12 protein-coding genes are annotated in these 13,291 nt (G+C 61.8%); 5 read left to right on the top strand and 7 right to left on the bottom strand.

Features of this window, described 5'->3' with window-relative positions:
• Positions 1-146: 146 nt before the first annotated feature.
• On the bottom strand, positions 147-779 hold the full coding sequence (locus AB3X98_RS24645; protein ID WP_342946355.1) for a TetR/AcrR family transcriptional regulator: 633 nt from the start codon (positions 777-779) through the stop codon (positions 147-149).
• Positions 780-1,024: 245 nt separating this feature from the next.
• Between AB3X98_RS24645 and AB3X98_RS24640 the strand changes: the two genes are divergently transcribed.
• The gene (locus AB3X98_RS24640) at positions 1,025-1,918 is read left to right on the top strand and encodes an NAD(P)/FAD-dependent oxidoreductase (RefSeq protein WP_368603049.1); all 894 of its coding nucleotides are present in this window, start codon (positions 1,025-1,027) and stop codon (positions 1,916-1,918) included.
• A 96-nt stretch (positions 1,919-2,014) separates the two neighbouring features.
• Positions 2,015-2,878, top strand: a complete 864-nt coding sequence (locus AB3X98_RS24635) for a class I SAM-dependent methyltransferase (protein WP_368603050.1) — start codon at positions 2,015-2,017, stop codon at positions 2,876-2,878.
• A 203-nt stretch (positions 2,879-3,081) separates the two neighbouring features.
• Here AB3X98_RS24635 and AB3X98_RS24630 read toward each other — a convergent pair whose 3' ends face one another.
• Positions 3,082-4,506: a phosphatidylserine/phosphatidylglycerophosphate/cardiolipin synthase family protein gene (locus tag AB3X98_RS24630; RefSeq protein ID WP_368603051.1), complete on the bottom strand. Its 1,425-nt coding sequence runs from the start codon at positions 4,504-4,506 to the stop codon at positions 3,082-3,084.
• A gap of 467 nt (positions 4,507-4,973) precedes the next feature.
• On the opposite strand from AB3X98_RS24630, the gene AB3X98_RS24625 reads away from it, so the two are divergent.
• Both AB3X98_RS24625 and AB3X98_RS24620 read left to right on the top strand, forming a co-directional pair.
• On the top strand, positions 4,974-5,225 hold the full coding sequence (locus AB3X98_RS24625) for a pentapeptide MXKDX repeat protein (protein WP_368603052.1): 252 nt from the start codon (positions 4,974-4,976) through the stop codon (positions 5,223-5,225).
• 485 nt (positions 5,226-5,710) lie between these two features.
• On the top strand, positions 5,711-7,306 hold the full coding sequence (locus AB3X98_RS24620; RefSeq protein WP_069267336.1) for an APC family permease: 1,596 nt from the start codon (positions 5,711-5,713) through the stop codon (positions 7,304-7,306).
• A gap of 254 nt (positions 7,307-7,560) precedes the next feature.
• On the opposite strand, the gene AB3X98_RS24615 is transcribed toward AB3X98_RS24620, so the two are convergent.
• Genes AB3X98_RS24615 through AB3X98_RS24600 form a run of 4 tightly spaced genes read right to left on the bottom strand, consistent with a single transcriptional unit; the run spans position 7,561 to position 10,456 of the window.
• Positions 7,561-8,280, bottom strand: a complete 720-nt coding sequence (locus tag AB3X98_RS24615) for an amino acid ABC transporter ATP-binding protein (protein ID WP_069267337.1) — start codon at positions 8,278-8,280, stop codon at positions 7,561-7,563.
• A complete protein-coding gene (locus AB3X98_RS24610; protein ID WP_069267338.1) occupies positions 8,267-8,917 on the bottom strand; it encodes an amino acid ABC transporter permease in 651 nt (216 codons plus the stop codon). Before AB3X98_RS24610 ends, AB3X98_RS24615 begins: the two co-directional genes overlap by 14 nt.
• Positions 8,914-9,591, bottom strand: a complete 678-nt coding sequence (locus tag AB3X98_RS24605) for an amino acid ABC transporter permease (RefSeq protein WP_368606799.1) — start codon at positions 9,589-9,591, stop codon at positions 8,914-8,916. Before AB3X98_RS24605 ends, AB3X98_RS24610 begins: the two co-directional genes overlap by 4 nt.
• Positions 9,592-9,649: 58 nt before the next feature.
• Positions 9,650-10,456: a transporter substrate-binding domain-containing protein gene (locus AB3X98_RS24600; RefSeq protein ID WP_342946643.1), complete on the bottom strand. Its 807-nt coding sequence runs from the start codon at positions 10,454-10,456 to the stop codon at positions 9,650-9,652.
• A gap of 405 nt (positions 10,457-10,861) precedes the next feature.
• Here AB3X98_RS24600 and AB3X98_RS24595 point away from each other — a divergent pair, with 405 nt between their 5' ends.
• On the top strand, positions 10,862-12,481 hold the full coding sequence (locus tag AB3X98_RS24595; protein WP_368606798.1) for a methyl-accepting chemotaxis protein: 1,620 nt from the start codon (positions 10,862-10,864) through the stop codon (positions 12,479-12,481).
• Here AB3X98_RS24595 and AB3X98_RS24590 read toward each other — a convergent pair.
• A complete protein-coding gene (locus AB3X98_RS24590; RefSeq protein WP_069267341.1) occupies positions 12,447-13,271 on the bottom strand; it encodes an NAD(P)-dependent oxidoreductase in 825 nt (274 codons plus the stop codon). The genes AB3X98_RS24595 and AB3X98_RS24590 overlap by 35 nt on opposite strands.
• Positions 13,272-13,291 lie beyond the last annotated feature (20 nt).

The raw sequence follows: 13,291 nt of genomic DNA, 5'->3' as shown, positions 1-13,291 counted from the left end.
GGACATGCAGCACGGCGGCGCGTTCCGTCCGCGAAAAAGCGCTTCGCAGATTGCCAGGTTAAGGCTCGGTTCGACCCTTCTCTGTCGTTCCACTTAGAACAGCGGATGCAACTTCTGCGTGTTCTTCATCGGCCGCGGTGGCATCGTTAGATGCCACCGTGCGCGGCGATGAACATGGCGACGGCCGACCGGCAATAGGATTCGATTTCGTTGTCGTCCTCTGCTCTCGCCTCGTCGAAGCGGGCGATAAGCAGGAGATCGGATCCTTTGAACAGCGCGGCAAACAAGCGGGCCGACTGGAGAGCGTCGGGTACGTTCAGAATCGCTTTCGCGTGCAACTGACTCAACACGGCCTCGATTTGGGCGATGACATGCGCGGGCCCGGCATCGTAATGGAGCTTGCTTAACGACGGTTGATTCGTCTTGTCGGCCAACACCATGGCTTCGACACTGCGGACGTCCGGGCTCAACAGCGTGCGAAGCAGGGATGATCCCACCGCCATGAGCTGATCTTCGGCCGAACCGTCGACGCCTTCCGAAAGGGCCTGCGGTGCAAACTGATCGCAGCGGGCCACCATGGCCGCGCTGAACAGCGCCTCCTTGTTCTCGAAGTGCCGATAGATGCTGAGCTTGGATATCTTCGCGCGCTGGGCGACCTTGTCCATGGTCGTCGCTTGAAAACCCAATTCCACAAAGAGTTCGCAGGCGGCGTCGACGATCGTTTGGCGAAGCGCCTCGTTGGCGGGCCGGCCGCGCCGGCCCTGGCTGTTTTCGGTCACGTCAATTCCAGTACTTGACAGTATTCAAATTCGTGTATTACGATACCATTAAGTATCGCAATGTGCAAGCCAAGGGTGATTTCACCGGTTGTCCAAATCAGGGTTCCCCGGGGCGCCCGGCGACATCGAATGGGGCATTGTCCGGCCGGTCACCTACTCGCTGACCCTCTCAAGCGCGTCTCGCCCGCCGATATTGCACACCACGCCCAGCCGACCCCTCCATCCACAACACGGAGCCCAACACCATGAATGACGTCATCATCATCGGCGGCAGCTTTGCCGGCCTCGCCGCCGCCCTGCAGCTCGGCCGTGCCCGCCGCAAGGTCACCGTTCTCGATACCGGCAGGCCGCGCAATCGCTTTGCCGGCCACTCGCATGGCCTGCTCGGCCACGATCACAAGCCGCCGCTGGACATCCTGGTCGAGGCGCGGCAGCAGCTGGTGCGCTATCCAACGATCAGGCTGGTCGATGCGCGGGCCGAGAGCGTGTCTGGCGCCATCGACGATTTCTGCGTCGTCACTGACGATCACGAAAGCCTGAGGGCGCGACGCCTGATCCTGAGCTATGGCGTCGCCGACCAGATGCCTGATGTTCCGGGCTTTGCCGAAAGCTGGGGCACGTCCATCGTGCCCTGCCCCTATTGCGACGGCTTTGAAGTCGCCGGCCAGCATTGGGGCCTCGTCTGGTCCAGCCCGCAATCGCACCAGTCTGCCAGGCTGTTCCGCGATTGGACTGACAAGTTGACTGTCTTCGCCGATGGTCATGACATTGCGGCCGATATCCAGGCCGATCTGGCGCGCCGCAACATACCTGTCGTCGATGGCCGGATCGTCGAGATCGCCCATCACATGGGCCATATCGCCACCGTCATTCTCGATACCGGCCGCAATGTCGCGGTCGATATTCTGTTCGCCCAACCGCGCAACAGGCCGTCCGCAAGCCTGCATGAATCGCTGGGCCTCGCCACGGTCGATACGCCCACCGGTATCGTCCTAAAGGTCGACGAGCGCCGCCAAACCAGCATGCCCGGCATCTACGCCGCCGGCGACCTCGCCACGCCCTTCTTGCCCTCGGTCACCCAGGCATCATCGCAGGGCGCTATGGCGGGTATCTTCGCCCAGCAGTCGATGGTTGTTTGAGAGCACAGATTCCTTTCTCCCGTTGCGTCGTCGCCTTCGAAAAGGGCGGCGTAGATCGGCGCGGTGAAGGACGGATCGTCGAGTCAAGGAGATGACATGGCAGAGCAAAGTGCCGATCAGGCCGGTGACTGGAAAGGTCAAAGCGGGGAGCGCTGGGTCGCGAACCAGGCCCGGCTCGACGCTATGGTGGCGGTCTTTGGCCAGGCCGCGATAGAAGCCGCCGCGCCCGCGACGGGTGAGCGCGTACTGGACATCGGCTGCGGCGCGGGTGCGTCGAGTCTGGCTCTCGCAGCCCGCGTCGGCGCAGGGGGCCAAGTGCTGGGCGTGGACATATCCGAACCGCTGATCGGCCGGGCGCGCGCGCTTGCGCAACGGGATACGCCGGCCCTGTTTCTGGTGGCCGACGCCAGCAGCGCAGAGCTGCCCGAGGGCGCGTTCGACATCCTGTTCTCGCGTTTCGGTGTGATGTTCTTCGACAATCCGATAGCGGCGTTCGCCCACATGCGACGCGCGCTCCGGCCCGGCGGCCGGGTCGCTTTTGTCTGCTGGCGCGGCGCGGCCGAGAACGATTGGGTGCGCCTGCCGATGGGCGCGCTCAAGGGCATCGTCCCGCCGAGCGCACTGCCCGATCCCGAAGCGCCCGGCCCGTTTTCGTTCGGCGACCGGGGGCGCGTGGCACGCATCCTGACGGCGGCCGGCTTCACCGATATTGCTATCGCCCCCTTCGACGCTTCCGTCCCGTTCGGCGAGGGCGGGACGCGGGACGCTGCGATCGACGACGCGGTGAAGATGACACTCGAGGTCGGCCCGTTGTCGCGTGCGCTCGCTGATCAGCCCGACGACATCCGCGCCCGCGCCTCGGCCGCAGTTCGTGCCGTCTTCGCGGGCCTCCCCGGCGAGCGGTCGGTGATGATCAACGGCGCGGCGTGGATCGTCATGGCACGCAATCCGGTAAGCTGACAGGTGACGTCGACCGATGTGTCAGAACCGGTCATTCCTCGTGTCTCGGGGAGGGCCTACCTTGAGCGCCGAACGGCCGGAACGCGACGCTGATTGGCCATCGAGGGCAAAGAGCATTGGCTCTTGATGGCCGACTGCTGCGCGACACGGTGCGGACGGCGACCCGAACTGGCCACGTAGTTTAGCGACAGGGCACGCCGCGCTCAGAGGAAGTTCCTGATTAGCATCGTCACCCACCGCCAGGCACCGCCGCAGCCGGCGGCCCGGCAGCGCGCATCGGGATCCGCCAGAAGGCGGCCATTGGCGTCGCTCACCGAACTTGAGTTGCTCAGGAAGTACGCCACGCTGTCTTGCAAGGGATCGAGCCCGTCCTCAGGGATATCTATCCACAGGCCGTTTTCGGTATTCAAGCGGGCCGACAGCGAATCGAAATTGAAACTGCCAAGATAATATCGATGGCCGTCGATGAGGACCAGCTTGGCGTGCATCATGCGGTTCTCTCGGTCGGAATATTCGCGCACCTCGATCCCTGCATTCACCAGGCCGGGCAGATCGTCGGCATAGGCGCGCCCGACCGCGGGGAATTCCTGCGTGATGCTCGCCAGCGAGGCGCTCACCAGGATCACGTGGACACCTTCGCGCTGCCTGCGCTCAAGCGCCTCGCGCAGTTCCGGCACCAGGATCACGTAGGGGTTGATGATCAGGATTTCGTGCTGCGCCTTATCGAATGCTTCTAGCATGTCCTGCAACGTGCCTGGCGAGCGCTTGTCGGGCCAGTCGTGGACATAGTGCAGTCGCTCGCAGGCGATCGGCATCCAGGCGGGATCAAAATACGCCCCGCGAGCGGGCGGAGCGGCGGGATCATTGGGCGTATCGGAGGCAGTGGGTGTATCGGTAGCGGCCAGGTCTGTCGCCAGGGCAGCAGCATCGAGCGGAGCCTGCAGCCATTCGCGCCAATAATGGATGCGAGCCGGGTCCAGCGTCGGATAACCCTGCGAGTCTCGATAAGGACTTTCGACGTTGAGGAATTTTTCCGGCTCGGGGCGAACCACTTCCGGGCTATTCCAGAACAACGCGAAATGCTGGTACATGGCGTGCAGGGAGGAAGCCTCCTGGCCGGCGTCGCCCGACACCATCAAATCGCGCTCGCTGAGCCAGTTGCGGAAGCTCTCATCCCAGATCGAGGTACTGCCGATCACGGCCGTGTCGCCAACCAGGAACAGTTTGTCGTGCATGCGATGCGAAATCTCGACGAGATCGGATCGTGGATGGAAGATTCGGAGTTCAATGCCGGGCGCCACTTCGTGCAGGGCGACGATGAGTTCGTCCTCGAACGGGTAGTGCGGCTCGGGGCCGATGCCGTCGATCAGCAGCTTGACCGGCACGCCTCGGCGCGCAGCCTCGACCAGATGACGCAAAAGCAGGCCGCCGGTCTGATCGATTTCGAAGATGTAGGCGAGGATGCGGATCTGTTCGGTAGGCGTGGCACGGTCGACCAGCGCAATCCGCGACTGCATCAACTGACCGTCATCAAGACTGGCGACCAGGTCGACACATTGCGCGTGACCTTGCTGGGAAGAGGCAAACACGCACGCCAGAATGAGCGCCAGGCTTCTTGTTGTGGTCATGATGTGGCAAACGGGTTCGATGTGTTTCCGGCCCTATGTCCTTGAAGGTCTGCAAGGCTTTGTCGCGTAAGCGCGGTCAAGTCGCTCGCTGTTACTTCGGGAAGGTGAACAGAGATCGACCCACTGCCGTCGTTCGATCATCTGCTGCGTGGAAGACCCTTCTCGAGGGTACAGCGGCCATTGCCATAACGCTGCGATCGTTGAACCATCCAGACGCCTTTCACACCTTATCTGTAACCATTCCCCAGAGATTCGGCTAACGCATATCGGGTCTTTACCCATGCCCTTTGGAGTGGTTGCCGACTTCCTGTCATATCCATCCGCGCAAGAATGACATGACCGTCGCCGACGGGGGGCCGTGAAGTTGTCATGCCCGTCACTGATTCGCGGCAAGACCAGGCTCCCGCCATCGGGCTACTGTCCTATCGATATTCCGACTCACTGTCGGTTCGCTGAGGGATCACATCATGAACAAGCTCACTGCCACCATTCTCGCCAGCTGCTTCTCGTTCGCGACCGCGGGCGCCTTCGCCGATGATAGTGTACCGACCGACGCGACTGCCAACGACGCGCCGAGTCTGGAAATAACCGCAAAGAGCGCAACAGAATCAGACGCGATGAGCGCCGACAGCGCGGCCAAAGACGCGATGAAAGAAGATGCGATGAACCATGACGGCATGGCCGGAGATGAAACAAAGAATGCCGAGGTGAAGGAGTAGTGTCGATGCCAGGTGATCCGCTGATGCCAGACCAGAAGACGCTTCCCGGAGGCGCTCCACGGATCACCCTCACCAGGCACCCGCGCAGTAGTCAGGCCCTTCGAAGCCTTGACGGTTTCGGAACGTCCGTTGCCTGGTGGAGAGCCGACGTACGAATGTCAGCGTGAGAACGGTGGCCAGCGTCGGCAACTGGCGGGCATAACAACAAGGTGAAATGTCCAGGATCTTCGCTAAGCCGCAGCCCCTCCTTATGCAAAGTTTGCATATGTCCATGCCGACACAGCATTAGACGAGCACGTCGGGCCACTTCATCATCGCGTCTCCGCAGCAATTGCGGTTGCCTCTACATCCCAGTGGTCACAAGGCATTACAACAAGGACATGCGTTATCAGGGCCGGCCGGCCGTGTAGACAGGCTCGGTACGGTACATGGATGCCGTACTCCCGGTATGGCTCGCTCGCGCTGTCCATCACGTAGGAGACAATGTGAAGCAATCGATACAACGGAACATCGGCCCGTTCGCGCTGATGTTCACCGGCCTCGGGTCGATCATCGGTTCGGGCTGGCTGTTCGGCGCGTGGAAGGCGGCGAAAATTGCAGGTCCGGCGGCGGTTTGCGCCTGGATCATCGGCGCCGTGGTCATTCTGGCCATCGCGCTCACCTACGCCGAACTCGGTGCGATGTTCCCGGAGTCGGGCGGTATGGTCCGCTACGCCCGCTACTCGCACGGCGCACTGGTGGGCTTCATCAGCGCGTGGGCAAACTGGATCGCCATTGTCTCGGTGATCCCGATCGAAGCCGAAGCCTCGATCCAGTACATGAGCACCTGGCCCTATGCCTGGGCGCACGCGCTCTTCGTCGACGGGTCGTTGACGCATTCAGGGCTCGGGCTCTCCGCGATTCTCGTGATCATCTACTTCATGCTCAACTATTGGGGCGTGAAACTGTTCGCGCGTGCCAACAGCGCGATCACGATCTTCAAGTTCATCATCCCGGGTCTGACGATCATCGGCCTGATGGCGGGTAGCTTCCACCAGGAAAACTTCGGCCAGACGACCTCGTTCGCCCCGTACGGCTGGTCGGCGGTGTTCACGGCAGTCGCCACGAGCGGCATCGTGTTCGCATTCAACGGCTTCCAGAGCCCGATCAACCTCGCGGGTGAAGCGCGCAATCCGGCGAAGAGCGTGCCGTTCGCAGTCATCGGCTCGATCCTCTGCGCGCTCGTGATCTACGTGCTGCTGCAGGTCGCCTATATCGGTGCGGTCAATCCGGCCGACGTCGCGAAGGGCTGGAACACGTTCAACTTCAAGTCGCCGTTCGCGGAACTCGCGATCGCGCTGAACCTGAACTGGCTCGCGATCCTGCTCTACGTCGATGCATTCGTGAGCCCGAGCGGCACCGGTACGACCTACATGGCGACGACCTCGCGCATGATCTACGCGATGGAGCGCAACAACACGATGCCGAAGATGTTCGGCAACGTGCACCCGTTCTACGGCGTGCCGCGCAACGCGATGTGGTTCAACCTGCTCGTGTCGTTCATCTTCATGTTCTTCTTCCGCGGCTGGAGTTCGCTCGCGGCGGTGATCTCGGTGGCGACGGTGATTTCGTACCTCACGGGTCCGATCAGCCTGATGGCGCTCAAGCGCGCCGCCACGGACATCGAGCGCCCGCTCTCCGTGCCGTTCATGAAAGTGATCGCGCCGTTCGCATTCGTGTGCGCATCGATGATCCTGTACTGGGCGAAGTGGCCGCTGACCGGCGAAATCATTCTGCTGATGGTTGTCGCGCTGCCGGTGTACTTCTACTTCCAGAGCAAGCAGGGTTTTGACGGCTGGGGCCAGGATCTGAAGGCCGCATGGTGGCTGTGCGCGTACCTGCCGATCATGGCGCTGCTCTCGCTCGTCGGCAGCAAGCAGTTCGGCGGCGCCGGTCTGCTTCCGTACGGCTGGGACATGCTGGTCGTCGCGCTGGTCTCGCTGGTGTTCTATTACTGGGGCGTGAATTCGGGCTACCGCTCGCCGTATCTCGCGGAACGTCAGGAGCACGACGAAGTCCTCGAGGGCATCGCAGTCCATTGAATGTCGATCGCCTGTCATGCGCGCCGTGGTCATCGCCAGCAGAGATATCTCTGCTGGCGCTCGGAAATGCATTACAGGCTGCGAAGACGCGGGAGCATTGCAGGGGGCGGCGTCCATTGCATGGTCGAACGCTTTGACGCTGGCACCGCTCGAAGATCGGAGGAGGTAGTCGTGGCGATGGGTGCCCTGATTGCTGGATCAGGCCTGAAGTTGGCAACAGAAAAGATGTTGCGAAGTACGGCGGCGTCTGGGCATCACTGGATGAAACGTCGTAGCTCTACCGTGGACGGGCGGCCGAAGATGTCCTCGGGCGGTCCGCTTTCCCATACGCGGCCTTCGTGCATGAACACCACGTTGTCACTGACCGCGCGCGCGAAGCGCATTTCGTGGGTAACCATGATGAGAGTCATGTTCTCGCGCGCGAGGCTTTCCACGACGCCCAACACCTCGCCCACCAGTTCGGGGTCGAGCGCGGATGTGATTTCGTCGCAGAGGAGTACGCTCGGCTTCATGGCGAGTGCGCGCGCAATGGCGACGCGCTGCTGCTGTCCACCCGAGAGTTGATTGGGATATGCGTCGAATTTGTCGCCCAGACCAACGCGCTCCAGCATTTGATGCGCGTTGGCGCGCGCTTCCTTGCGCGGCGCCTTCTTGACAACCGTCTGTGCAAGCATCACGTTTTCGCTGGCCGTGAGATGCGGAAACAGGTTGTATTGCTGGAAGACCATGCCGACCTTCAGCCGCAGTGCCCGCAGGTCCGCGTGCCGTGCATCGACGTGTTCGCCGTCGATTTCGATCGATCCCGCGTCGATACTTTCGAGCCCGTTCAGCGTCCGCAGCAATGTGCTCTTGCCGGAGCCGCTGCGCCCAATGATGCTGACGACCTGGCCGCGTTCGACCGTAAGGTCGATTCCCTTCAGTACATGATGGGCGCCGAACTGCTTTTCGACGCCCTCGGTCTTAACAAGCGGCATGCCATTTCCTTTGCAGGGCCCGCGCATACCGCGTAAGCGGGTAGCAAAGGGCGAAATAGACCAGCGCAACGAGTCCGTAGACGAGAAACGGGCGAAACGTCGCGTTCGAAATTTGGGTGCCAGCCTTCGTGAGTTCGGCAAAGCCGATAATCGACACGAGCGCCGTATCCTTGATGGCCTGCACACCGAAACCCACGGTGGGACCGATGGCGATACGCGCGGCTTGCGGCAGGATCACGTGACGTAACTGCTCGAAATAGTTCATGGCGAGACTGGCGGATGCTTCCCATTGACCTTTGGGCACCGCCTCCACGCAGCCGCGCCAGATTTCTGCCAGATAGGCACTGGTGAAGAAGGTAAGGCCAAGCGTGGCCGCCATCCAGGCCGAGACGTCGACACCTAGCAGCGGCAGGCCGAAGTACACGATAAACAGTTGCAGCAGCAACGGCGTGCCCTGGAACACTTCGATATAGACACGCACGAGAGCGCGCAGCACGCGCGAGCTCGATACGCGCATCACGAGCAGCAGCAAACCGACCATGCCACCGGTAACGAACGAAACGAGTGAGAGCAGGACAGTCCATCGCGCGGCCAGGAGCAATCCTGCGACGATCTGCGCGAATGTGAACTCGATCATCGCGCACCTCGCATGTTGCGCGTGAACAGTCGTCGGCCGGCGGCGGTGAGCGCGGCGCGCAGGAGTAGCGCCATCCCAAGATAGATCCCGGCGATGAGGAAATACGTTTCGAAAGCGCGGAAATTGCGCGACTGCACGTAGCTAGCCGCATACGTGAGATCCGCGACCGAGATCTGCGAGACGACGGCCGAGCCAAGCATCGTGATGACGATCTGGCTCGCCAGCGCCGGGAACACCTTCGCGAATGCTTGTGGAAGCAGCACGTGCACAAACGTTTCGCGGCGCGACATCGCGAGTGCCGCAGCGGCCTCGTGATGTCCGCGCGGCACCGCTTCAATGCCTGCGCGCAGGATTTCCACGGCATACGCACCGAGGTTCAGCGTCATGGCGAGCACGGCCGCGGTGTATTCGCCGATGTGCACGCCGAGGGCGGGCAGACCGAAGAACACGAAGAAAAGCTGGACGAGAAACGGCGTGTTGCGAACCGCCTCCACGTAGGCGTGAACGACTGCGCGCGGCGTCGCGCGGGGGCTCTGATATGCGGCGGCGCCCGCAACGCCGAGGCTGATGCCCAGCAGCGTTGAACTCGCCGTGAGCGCAAGCGTGACTGCGGCGCCGCTCGCGAACATGGTGGCATAGGCGGCGAGGTCGCCGAACTGAAGCTGATAGCTCATGAGGAAATGAGGGTTGCGTAGCGGAAATTGCCAGCCGCGCGTGGTGGCAACGCGGGCGTCACAGATTGGCGGGCAATGGTTGACCGAACCACTTTTTCGACATCGCCTGAAGTGAACCGTCTTTCTTCGCTTGCTCGATGGTTGTGTTGACCCTCGTGAGCAGTTGCGGCTCGTTCTTGTTGAGGCCCACGAAACACGGCGAGTCCTTGATGACGAACTTCATCTGCGGTTCGCGCGGCGGGTGTTTTGCGAGGATCGCCGCGGCGACGATGTTGCCCGCCGCGATCAACTGCACCTGGCCCGAGAGAAATGCCTGGATGGTCGCGTTGTTGTCGTCGAAGCGTCGGATGGTGGCGTTGGGCGCCATGTTGGTGAGCGCGACTTCTTCGAGTGCACCGCGCGTAGCGCCAACCGTTTTGCCAGTGAGGTCCGCCGCTGTGTTGACCTTGATGTCGGCTGGCCCGAAAACGCCCTGGAAGTACGGAGCATAGGCCTGCGAAAAATCGATGACCTTCTCGCGCTCCGGCGTTCTGCCGAGCGAGGAGATCACGAGGTCGACCTTGTCGGTCTGCAGGTAGGGAATCCGGTTCGCGCTGTTGACGGGCACGAGTTGAAGCTTGACCTTCATCGATTTTGCGAGCAGTGCCGCCATGTCGATGTCATAGCCTTGCGGCTGCATGTCGGGACCGATAGCGCCAAACGGAGGATAGTCCTCCGGGACGGCTACACGCAGCGTGCCGCGCTTGGCGATGGCGTCGAGCGCATCGGCGTTGGCGGCCTGTACCGTAACGAGGGCCAAGGCTGGCACTGCGAGCAGCGCAGCGAGCCAGCAGCGACGGCGAAATGAATTGGACTTGTATTCCATGCTGGATTTCCGAGGAGATTTGCCGCTCGCCATGGGTATCAAGCGCGAGCGTGCCATGCTCCAAGCAAGGACCGCGCCAATGCCGGCGCGCCAAGCCCGTGATCCGCCCGTGATCTCCAGGCAGATGAAATGACTGCGCCGGTTTTGGCTCGATGTCGGGGATATTCACCAGATCGGTGCGTGCTGGCTTCTGCGGGGAATGCATCACGAGCACGCAGGTGCGTTTCGCGCGACGCCATGCGGGCAGTCCCGATTTGCCTACCGCAAATTCAGGAAAACCTGACAGCTGTTCCGTTTCAGTCGTTGCGGCGAAACACCGTAAACATGGTGGTACCACCGGCTACGAAACAAGTCGCAACGGCGAAGCACGCGAGCGCCGGCCGCGCGAACTATCAGGAAGTCAGCATGCACAGCTTCACACAAAGCATCAAATTCAAGATCGTTCTTGCATTCAGTGTATGTCTGGTACTCATCGCTGCAGTGGGTGCCTTTGGTCAGTTTGGGCTGTCGCGGCTGAATTCGAATGTAAGCGATTCCTATGAGGGGAACCTGCTTCCGATTCTTGATCTCGAGGACACGCGAGCCGCACTGCTCGAAATGCGCCTTCAGGTTCGTCGCGCCCAGTCTCTTCACGATGTAGCACAGACGAAAGCCAGCATCGGCAGGATTCGCGCGGCTCAGGATCGCCTCAGCAAGGGCTGGAGCGACTACTACCCAAACCGCGTCTCCAGTGACAAGGAGCGCGAACTCGCCGACACCATCAAGAATTTGTTGCCGCAGTTCGAGGCAGGCATTGATGCGGAGGTCTCGGCGCTGGAAGCTGGCAACTACGACGCCGTATCGACACTCGTTGACAAGTATGGCGAAGTGGCCAATGCGACCAGCAAATCGCTCGACGACGACGTTGCCGAAAATCGGCGCCAGGCAAAGCAGTCTGTCGACGACAGCGAAGGCACTTTTGGCACGATTCGCTGGGTATCCATTGCGCTGATTGGCCTCGGTCTCGTAGGTGCCACGGGAGCCATGTTCTATCTTTCCCGGGCTGTTACGAAGCCGCTCGGCGAAGCGGTGGGCATCGCGAACCGGATCGCCATCGGCGAACTCGAAAACCGCATCACGGTGCGCACACGCGACGAATTTGGCCAACTGCTCGAAGCGTTGAATAAAATGGACCAGCAGTTGAGCGACACCGTGCGGGGCATCAAGTCGGGCGCCGAGTCGGTCACCGTGGCAGCGCAGGAAATTGCCGCCGGCAACACGGACCTGTCGGCCCGCACCGAAGAGCAGGCGGCGTCGCTCGAAGAAACAGCATCAAGCATGACTGAGTTGACCGAAACCGTGAAGCAGAACGCCGAGAACGCCCGGCAAGCCAATGCGCTTGCAACCCGAGCCACCGAGATGGCCGATTCAGGGAACGAAGCCGTACAGGGTATGGTCGGCACGATCGAGCGGATCAGCGGCAGTTCGACGAAGATTTCGGAGATCACCGGCGTGATCGAGGGCATAGCGTTTCAGACCAACATTCTCGCGCTCAATGCCGCAGTGGAGGCAGCGCGGGCGGGTGAACAGGGTCGGGGATTCGCGGTGGTCGCCAGTGAGGTTCGCAGCCTGGCACAGCGCTCCGCGGCGGCTGCAAAGGAGATCAAGGAACTGATCGGTTCGTCTGTCGCGATGATTCGGGACGGGGCACAGCAGGCGGGCGACGTGGGTGCGACGATGGGTGAGGTCAAGCAGGCGATCAAGCAGGTGTCCGACATCGTGGGCGAAATTGCGGCGGCATCTGAAGAGCAGAGCCGCGGCATCGAGCAAGTCAATCAGGCCGTCATGCAGATGGACGACGTGACCCAGCAAAACGCCGCGCTCGTTGAAGAGGCCGCGGCAGCGGCGCATTCGCTCGAAGAGCAGGCAATGAGTCTTACGGGTACGGTTGCGGTGTTCAGGCTTGCCGACGCAAGGGGCGCCCAAACGCAAACACCGGAAAAGCCGCGAATCAAGACCGCTTCCCGCGCTGCTCCACCGGCGTGAAATCGAAGCTGGCGAAACTGCCGCCCTGATACCGCTGCGCCGTCGCGTCGAGCGGGTTCTTTTGCGCCAGAATTTCAGCCGCCCAATCTTCCGAGTTCTGCTTCGGCTCATAGCCAAGCCGTTTCGCGTCGTCGTGCGCGCCTTCCTGAATCCAGTAGCTGCGCGTGTTGTTCGACACGCCCCACACCACGGCAAAGCCGATTTCATCCACATTGATCACACGATCGACGAGATGGAACAGGTCCTCGTGGCCGAACCACGTGCTCAATTGACGGAACTCGGTGGGCCTCGGCAGGCAGCTGCCGATGCGCACGTTCACGGTTTCGATGCCATGCTTGTCCCAGTACAGGCGCGCGAGCGATTCGCCCCATGCCTTGGAAAGACCGTAGAAGCCGTCCGGGCGAAACGCGCAGTCGAGCGTGAGCTTCTCTTCCACGGGGTACATGCCGATCGCGTGATTCGAGCTCGCGAACAGCATGCGCTTCGTGCCGTGGCGGCGCATGCCCTCGTAGACTTCGACGAGACCGCGCAGGTTGTTCTCGATGATCTCGGGCAGGGGACGCTCGACGCTCGTGCCGGCCATATGGATCAGCACGTCCACGCCGTCGAGCAGGCGGTCGACCACGGCGGGGTCGCGCAGGTCGCCGTGCATCACGTCTTCGCCCGCGACGAGCGGTTCGAGCGGCTTCGAGCCGGCCGCGGAACGCAGGTTCACGCCGCGTTCGAGCAGGCCCTTGCGCAACACGGTGCCGAGCTGGCCGCCCGCACCGGTCAATGCAACTTTCTTCACTGTGATTGTCCTCACGTAGA

Source organism: Paraburkholderia sp. BR14312, assembly GCF_040948675.1.
Classification (GTDB): Bacteria; Pseudomonadota; Gammaproteobacteria; order Burkholderiales; family Burkholderiaceae; genus Paraburkholderia; species Paraburkholderia nodosa_A.
Note: the sequence above shows the minus strand (reverse complement) of the source record. Positions and strands in the feature narration are given on the sequence as shown.